The sequence below is a fragment of the Parasphingorhabdus sp. genome (assembly GCF_049667325.1).
GTDB lineage: Bacteria > Pseudomonadota > Alphaproteobacteria > Sphingomonadales > Sphingomonadaceae > Parasphingorhabdus.
Window position 1 is genome coordinate 1 of sequence record NZ_JBATHY010000147.1, and the last position, 7324, is coordinate 7324.

Here is a 7324-nt window from a genome sequence, read left to right on the forward strand (position 1 = left end):
GATCGCGTTCGTGGCTGATCACCAATATTGTCGCCTGATAGCTGGTCAGGAAATTCTCCAGCCACAGGGTTGCTTCGAGATCGAGGTGGTTTGACGGCTCGTCGAGCAGCAACACTTCGGGTTGCGAGAATAACAGGGCCGCGAGCGCGACGCGCATCCGCCAGCCGCCGGAAAAGCTATCCATCGGCTGTTGCTGGGCGGTTTCGTCAAAGCCCAGGCCGATCAGGATCTTGGCCGCGCGCGCCGGCGCGCTATGCGCCTCGATCATGTTCAGCCGTTCGTGGATTTCGGCAATCCGGTGCGGGTCGGCGGCGGTCTCTGCCTCCGCCAACAGCGATGCGCGCTCGACATCAGCAGCGAGCACGGTGTCGAGAGGGCTGTCCTGTCCGGCGGGCGCTTCCTGCGCAATATAGCCGAGCCGTGCGTCCTTGGGCATGTCGACGCTGCCGTCATCAGGCTCGAGCATCCCGGCGATAACCTTCATCAATGTCGATTTGCCAGCGCCATTGCGGCCGATCATCCCGACGCGCGCGCCGGGTGGCAGCGCTGCGGTCGCGCCGTCGAGGATCACAGTGCCGCCGAGGCGCACGGTTATATTACTGAAATTAAGCATGGGGAGCCGTTAGCGGAGCTTGCAGCCTTTTGCCAGCGTCGTGAAAACGGAAATAGCAATTGGGGGTGAATTTCCGCTGGTAACGGCCAATCCGTCGTTCGGTTGCGCCAGATATGGGGAAATACGTATAGGCTGGCGCGGCGGAAAACCTATCTAACTTCAGATGATCAAAGCAGATAACCGATTGAACGGCGGGATATTGCAGTGACTATGCTGAACGACATGTCCGGAGACTGGCTGGTCTACCGCGACCTGGCAATCGCCTTGTCTGCAGGCCTGCTGATCGGGGTCGAGCGCGGATGGACGATGCGCGACGAGCGCAAGGGTGCGCGTGTCGCAGGGATTCGGACTTTCGGACTTATCGCCGGATTGGGGGGTCTGGTCGCTCTGATTGCCGAGAGCCTTAGTTTGATAATCGCCGCCATCTTGCTTGCCGGCATGGTGACCATGATATCCTTCAGCCATATCAAGACGATCCATGAGCCCGACGGGCGAAGCATCACCAATTTCGTGGTATCGTTATTGGCGCTATGTCTCGGCCTCTTGGCGGGGAGCGGTTATCCGGCGCTGGCGATGGCCGGAGCAGCGATTGTGGCCGCGCTTCTGTCGATGCGGTCCGAACTCCACGGACTGCTTGGCAAACTGGGGTCAACCGATATCAAGGTCATGATCCGTTTTGCGCTGATCGCGCTCGCGGTGCTGCCCTTTTTGCCGAACCGCGATTTCGGGCCTTATGATGCGTGGAACCTGCAACAATTGTGGCTGGTGGTCATCCTGGTGACGGGCCTGTCCTTCGCCGGCTATGTTGCCAACCGGATATTCGGCGAGAGCCATGGCACGGTCGTCACCGCGGTGATTGGCGGGGCTTATAGTTCGACGGCGGTGACCGCCGCCCTTGCGCAAAGAATGCGCGGCGATGACAGCAACAGGCGCACTTTGTCGGCCGGTATCGCCCTGGCTTCGGCGGTGATGTATGTCCGGGTGCTGTTGCTGACTCTGATACTCGCGGATTTTGCGTTCGTTCCGCTCGCCATGATCATCGCGCCGGCCGCTCTGGTGGCAGCGATCATCGGATTGCTGCTTTTGCGCCGGAGCGGCGCCGCCAAAAGTGACGAGAGTGTCGAAACGAGAAACCCTATTCGCTTGCTACCTGCCTTCTTTTTTGCGTTGACGGTTGCGGTGATGTCACTGGCCGCGCGCTGGGCGGAAGCCAAATTCGGCAGCAGCGGAATCGCCTATCTGACCCTGATCATGGGATCTCTCGACGTCGATGCCGCGATCATAACCCTCGGGGGCCTGCCGGAGGGTACAATTTTGTCGAATCTTGCGGGTTTCGTGTTGGCGATGACGGTTCTAGCCAATATGATTTTCAAGGCAGGCGTGGCGGGTATTACTGCTGGCTGGAAAAATGGACGGTCGGCTGTCGCTGCCTTGGCTGCCAGCAGTCTGGTTCTCGCTATCGCGGGACTTTTGAGTTTTGTGGCGCTCGATATCCGTTTTTGACGGACGACATCGCGACTAAAGCTTGGTTGCCAGCCAGATTGTATGTTTTGCGCCCTTGCCATTGCTGCGGGCAGGGACGGTTTTGACATCGACGGCGAATCCGGATTTTTTCAGGCGCGACGTGAATCCTGTATCGCCTTCGCTTGACCAGACCGCCAATATGCCGTTCGAGCGCAGCGCCTTCTTGGCCGTAGCCAGACCTGTCAGGCTGTACAGCCGGTCGTTGGCTTCATGGGTCAGACCATCGGGTCCATTGTCGACATCGAGCAAAATGGCATCATATTCGCGGTCTGCCTTATGGATGGCATTGCAGACATCGCCGATCGTGATGGTGACGCGGCTATCGTCAAGACATTGTTGCGATAGCGCCGCCATTGGCCCGCGCGCCCATTTGACGATCGCGGGGATCAGTTCAACCACTTCGGCGCTTGCTTGCGGCGGCAAAACCGACAGCGCCGCACGCAGGGTAAATCCCATGCCGTAGCCGCCGATCAATATGCGTGGATTTTTTACCGCCAGGCGCCCGCAGGTGAGAGTGGCCAGCGCTTCTTCCGATCCGCTAAGCCGGCTGTTCATCAGTTCGATGCGGCCGAGCATGATCGAATATTCGTCGGTGCCCTTGAGTTCGCGGCGAAACAGGCGCAATTCTCCGCCGCCCGGGATGGTTGCGGTGTCGAGCAGTTCGCGCTGGATCATCGCGCGCGCAATTCAAGAATAGGGTCCATCAAGTTTCGGTCGCGGATTCTTGGGGATCGTCAAATACGGATTGCGGAATGCAGCTCGACAGAGACTTGGATTCGTCTGGTAGCGACACGCGCGCGCGATAGGTCTCACCCATTTGGTCGCACTCTTCCTGACTGTCATAGACCTCGATGCTGACTTCTGCATTTTCTACATCATCGTCGGCGCTCAATTGAAAGGCGAAGATTACCAATACCCATTTCATTGAATTTACCTCCTCATCTTACGTAGCTCGCGCCATTGGCATCGAGCACTGCCCCGGTCATCGATGGCGGGGCATCGAGCGCGCACCAGCGTGCCATTTCGGCGATTTCTTCCGGCTGGGCTACGCGGCCTAGCGGAATGTCGGCAAGCAGTTTTTCACCGCCACGGCTCTCAAGATAATCTTCCGCCATGCCGGTCATCGTGAAGCCGGGGCAGATCGCAAAGGCCAGTATTTCGTTCTTGGCATAGGCTCTGGCGATAGTCTTGGTCATCGCCACCATACCGCCCTTGGATGCGGCATAATGCCAATGATCGGGGCTGTCACCGCGATAGGCAGCACGGCTGGCGATATTGATGATCCGGCCGGGCGCGTGGCGCTCCTGATAGTGCAGGACCGCAAGCCGGCATAGTTCGGCGGACGCGGTCAGGTTGATCGTCATGGTCCGGTTCCAGCTTTCCAGCCAACCATCATCGGTGATCGGATTGGGTTCAAACAGGCCGGCATTGTTGACCAGCACATCGATCCGTCCGTCAAGCCGGTCGAGCGCTTGTTCCCAGAGACGGGACGCCGCACCATCCAAAGAAAAATCTGCCGAGATCAGACCTTCGTCGCCTCTGGTGCTCTGGCCAATGACCGTCACGTCGTGCTCCGCCATTGATTGAACGATCGCCTTGCCAATCCCGCGGCTGGCTCCGGTTACCAGTATATGCATTTTTCTGTTACTCATGTCTGTTGGATTAGAACGACGACGCGCGCGCGTCCATCGATGATGCATATTTCATGATTTGCATCCCTGTCGCACAAATTTGCACCAATAAATCGTTAAAATCGGGTGCATCCAGTTTGCATGATACGCGCTTTTCGCTAAAGCATTGGTTTGATTTCAAAGACTCCGGCATGACCCGGAGAGATTGTTCAGGGGAAGACCATGGCCGGCGCATCAGGTTCAGGATCGAACAGACCGCTTTCACCGCATCTGCAGGTGTATAAATGGGGGCCGCATATGCTGGTGTCCATTCTTCACCGGGCGACCGGTGACGGCATGGCCCTTGTCGGGGTACCTTTGCTGGTCTGGTGGCTCTATGCGATTTCCGCAGGGCCGGAAAGTTACGAATATTTCCTCAGCTGGTTCGACTTCTACTATCTCGGCTATATTGTCCTTGTCGGCATGAGTTTTGCCTTTTTCGAGCATATGTATTCCGGATTGCGGCATTTCGTGATGGATGCCGGCGCGGGCTATGAATTGCAGACCAATAAAATGTGGTCGATCGCGGTGCCTTTGGCCGCGATCATCACCACCGGCGCGATGTGGCTCTACATCGCTTTCAAGAATTTTTGACAGGTTAGGAATCGGATCATGGGTTCAGGAACCAATATCGGCCGGGTACGCGGCCTCGGATCGGCGCAAGAAGGCGCGCATCACTGGATAATGCAGCGGGTGACCGCGGTGAGCAATTTGCTGCTGGTGCTGTGGCTGGTTTTCTCGCTGATCCGTTTGCCCAACTTTGAACATGGTCTGATGATCGAATGGCTTGCCTCGCCACTGGTGGCGGTACCGATGATGTTGATGCTGGTCAGTATCTTCTGGCATCTGCGGATCGGATTGCAGGTCTTACTTGAGGATTATGTTCCAGATCATGGCGTCAAATTCGGCCTGATCATCCTGCTCAACTTTTTCGCCATCGGCGGCGCGGCACTGGGGATTTTCTCGGTCGCGAAAATAGCCTTTACCGGAGTGGTTGTATAATGACCGACAAATCCAGCCAGCCAGCCTATAAAATCATCGATCACACCTATGACACCGTGGTTGTCGGCGCCGGAGGTTCCGGCCTGCGCGCGACCATGGGTGCCGCGGAATCGGGCTTGAAAACCGCTTGTATCACCAAGGTTTTCCCGACCCGTTCGCACACCGTCGCGGCGCAGGGCGGTATCGCGGCATCGCTGGGCAACAACACGCCCGACCACTGGACCTGGCATATGTATGACACGGTCAAGGGATCGGACTGGCTCGGTGACCAGGATGCGATCGAATATCTGGTCCGCGAAGCCCCGCAGGCGGTTTACGAGCTCGAACATGCCGGCGTGCCATTCTCGCGCAACGAAGACGGCACGATCTACCAGCGTCCCTTCGGTGGCCATATGCAGAATATGGGCGAAGGACCTCCGGTCCAGCGCACCTGTGCTGCTGCCGACCGTACCGGCCACGCGATGCTCCACGCGCTTTATCAGCAGAGCCTGAAATATGACGCGGATTTCTTCATTGAATATTTCGCCATCGATCTGATCATGGAAGACGGCGAATGCCGCGGCGTGATCGCGCTCTGTCTCGAAGACGGGTCGATCCACCGTTTCCGCAGCCATGCTGTGGTGCTGGCCACCGGCGGTGCCGGCCGCTGCTATTTCAGCGCGACTTCGGCCCATACCTGCACCGGTGACGGCGGTGGCATGGTGTTGCGCGCGGGTCTGCCGTTGCAGGATATGGAATTTGTCCAGTTTCACCCGACCGGTATTTACGGCGCGGGTGTGCTGATTACCGAAGGCGCACGCGGCGAGGGCGGTTATCTGACCAACAGCGAAGGCGAGCGGTTCATGGAACGCTACGCGCCGAGCGCCAAGGACCTTGCCAGCCGCGACGTGGTCTCGCGCTGCATGGCCACCGAAATCCGCGAAGGCCGCGGTGTCGGGCCGGAGAAGGACCATATCTATCTCCATCTCGACCATATTGCGCCCGAAGTGCTGGCCGAGCGGCTGCCTGGGATCACCGAAACCGGCAAGATTTTCGCCGGCGTCGACCTGACCCGCGAAGCGCTGCCGGTGGTGCCGACGGTCCATTATAATATGGGCGGCATACCCTGTAACTATCATGGCGAAGTGATCAATCCGACCAAGGATGATCCGGACGCGATTGTTCCGGGCCTTTATTCGGTCGGCGAAGCGGCCTGTGTTTCCGTGCACGGCGCGAACCGTCTGGGATCCAACTCGCTGATCGATCTGGTGGTCTTTGGCCGCGCGACCGGCCTGCGGCTCAAGGAAAAGCTGGTCCCGAACGCATCGCACAAACCGTTGCCGGAAGGTTCCGCCGATCTGGCGCTGCAGCGACTCGACCATTTCCGCAATGCCAAGGGCTCGATCCCGACCGCCGATCTGCGCCTCGAAATGCAGAAAACCATGCAGGCGCACGCCGCCGTGTTCCGCGACAACAAATTGCTCGGCGAGGGTGTCGAGGCGATGGACAAGGTCAATGCAAAACTGGCCGATATCGGGGTGAGCGATCGCTCCTTGATCTGGAACACCGATCTGATCGAGACACTCGAACTCGACAATCTGATGAGCCAGGCAATGGTCACGATTAAAAGCGCTGCCAACCGCAAGGAAAGCCGCGGCGCGCATATGCATGAAGATTATGAAGACCGGAACGACAAGGAATGGATGAAGCACACCGTCATCACCTTTGACGGCTGGGGCGGCAAGGGCGGCACCAGCGAGATCAGCTATCGCCCGGTCCATGATTATACGCTGACCGACGAAGCAACCTATGTGGAGCCGAAGAAGCGGGTTTATTGAGTTCGGGCGTAGTGTTTCACAACCACCCTTGGTGATTGTCGCCCCAGCGCGGGCCGGGGCCTAAACCGGTGGTGAATGAGGGAAGAGTGTTTCCTGCGCCGCGCCATTGGATTGGATGCCAGCCTACGCTGGCACGACGGAACACTGACACCACGATCAACTGTTGATCACATCCCATAAATCATCCCAATCGGGATTGGCCTTGATAATCAGGTCGGTTTTCCATCGCCGCTTCCATGCGTTCATCGCTTTTTCGCGCGCTATCGCTTCATAGGGCGAATCATATTCTTCGATATAGACGAGACGGTTCAATCCATGTTCGCGACAAAAACCCGAACCCGTCCCGTTCTTGTGCTGGAATATTCGTGCCGGGAGATTTGCGGTGGTCCCAATGTAGAGCGTGCTGAACGTTTATTGGTCATGATGTAGAGATAGGCGCGTTTCATCGGATTGTGCGTAAGGCGAGATTGGTTTGGGCGGCAGCCTGCGCTGGCACGACGGGCTGGAACTGCGAAATATTTGTCCTAAGATGTTTCAACCACTTCCCGCCACCTCTCACTCCCGATAGAAGCAACCCGATGATCGCCCCGATGCTCCCCTCCTTCCTGTTCGTCGTCCTGCTGGTCGAACTGACTCCCGGTCCGAACATGGGCTGGCTGGCCCTGCTGAGCGCCAGCGAGGGCAGGCGGGCGGGTTTT

Annotated in this window: 9 protein-coding genes; 4 read left to right on the forward strand and 5 right to left on the reverse strand. The window is 58.0% G+C overall.

From position 1 onward, the window contains the following. The coding region (locus tag WBM93_RS06800) for an ATP-binding cassette domain-containing protein (RefSeq protein ID WP_424429935.1) at positions 1-613 on the reverse strand (613 nt) is incomplete at its 3' end. A 210-nt stretch (positions 614-823) separates the two neighbouring features. Between WBM93_RS06800 and WBM93_RS06805 the strand changes: the two genes are divergently transcribed. After that, positions 824-2116, forward strand: coding sequence for an MgtC/SapB family protein (locus tag WBM93_RS06805; RefSeq protein WP_424429954.1), 1293 nt, complete (start codon positions 824-826; stop codon positions 2114-2116). A 15-nt stretch (positions 2117-2131) separates the two neighbouring features. Here WBM93_RS06805 and WBM93_RS06810 read toward each other — a convergent pair whose 3' ends face one another. Genes WBM93_RS06810 through WBM93_RS06820 form a run of 3 tightly spaced genes read right to left on the reverse strand, consistent with a single transcriptional unit; the run spans position 2132 to position 3789 of the window. Then, the gene (locus WBM93_RS06810; protein WP_424429937.1) at positions 2132-2812 is read right to left on the reverse strand and encodes a spermidine synthase; all 681 of its coding nucleotides are present in this window, start codon (positions 2810-2812) and stop codon (positions 2132-2134) included. 28 nt (positions 2813-2840) lie between these two features. Further along, positions 2841-3062 carry a hypothetical protein gene (locus tag WBM93_RS06815; RefSeq protein WP_424429939.1) on the reverse strand — a complete coding sequence of 74 codons (222 nt, stop codon included), beginning with the start codon at positions 3060-3062 and terminating at the stop codon, positions 2841-2843. Between the two features lie 13 nt (positions 3063-3075). Beyond that, a complete protein-coding gene (locus tag WBM93_RS06820) occupies positions 3076-3789 on the reverse strand; it encodes an SDR family NAD(P)-dependent oxidoreductase (RefSeq protein WP_424429942.1) in 714 nt (237 codons plus the stop codon). Between the two features lie 201 nt (positions 3790-3990). Here WBM93_RS06820 and sdhC point away from each other — a divergent pair, with 201 nt between their 5' ends. The 3 genes from sdhC to sdhA are packed head-to-tail and all read left to right on the forward strand — an operon-like array spanning position 3991 to position 6626. Beyond that, complete coding sequence (gene sdhC / locus WBM93_RS06825; protein ID WP_424429945.1) at positions 3991-4401, forward strand: succinate dehydrogenase, cytochrome b556 subunit; 411 nt, start codon at positions 3991-3993, stop codon at positions 4399-4401. 18 nt (positions 4402-4419) lie between these two features. Next, entirely contained in the window at positions 4420-4809 is a 390-nt protein-coding gene (gene sdhD / locus WBM93_RS06830) for a succinate dehydrogenase, hydrophobic membrane anchor protein (RefSeq protein WP_424429948.1), read from the forward strand. Then, on the forward strand, positions 4809-6626 hold the full coding sequence (gene sdhA, locus WBM93_RS06835) for a succinate dehydrogenase flavoprotein subunit (protein ID WP_424429951.1): 1818 nt from the start codon (positions 4809-4811) through the stop codon (positions 6624-6626). The genes sdhD and sdhA overlap by 1 nt, the downstream gene beginning before the upstream one ends. A 156-nt stretch (positions 6627-6782) precedes the next feature. On the opposite strand, the gene WBM93_RS06840 is transcribed toward sdhA, so the two are convergent. Continuing rightward, complete coding sequence (locus WBM93_RS06840; RefSeq protein ID WP_424429957.1) at positions 6783-7019, reverse strand: GIY-YIG nuclease family protein; 237 nt, start codon at positions 7017-7019, stop codon at positions 6783-6785. Positions 7020-7324: the final 305 nt, after the last annotated feature.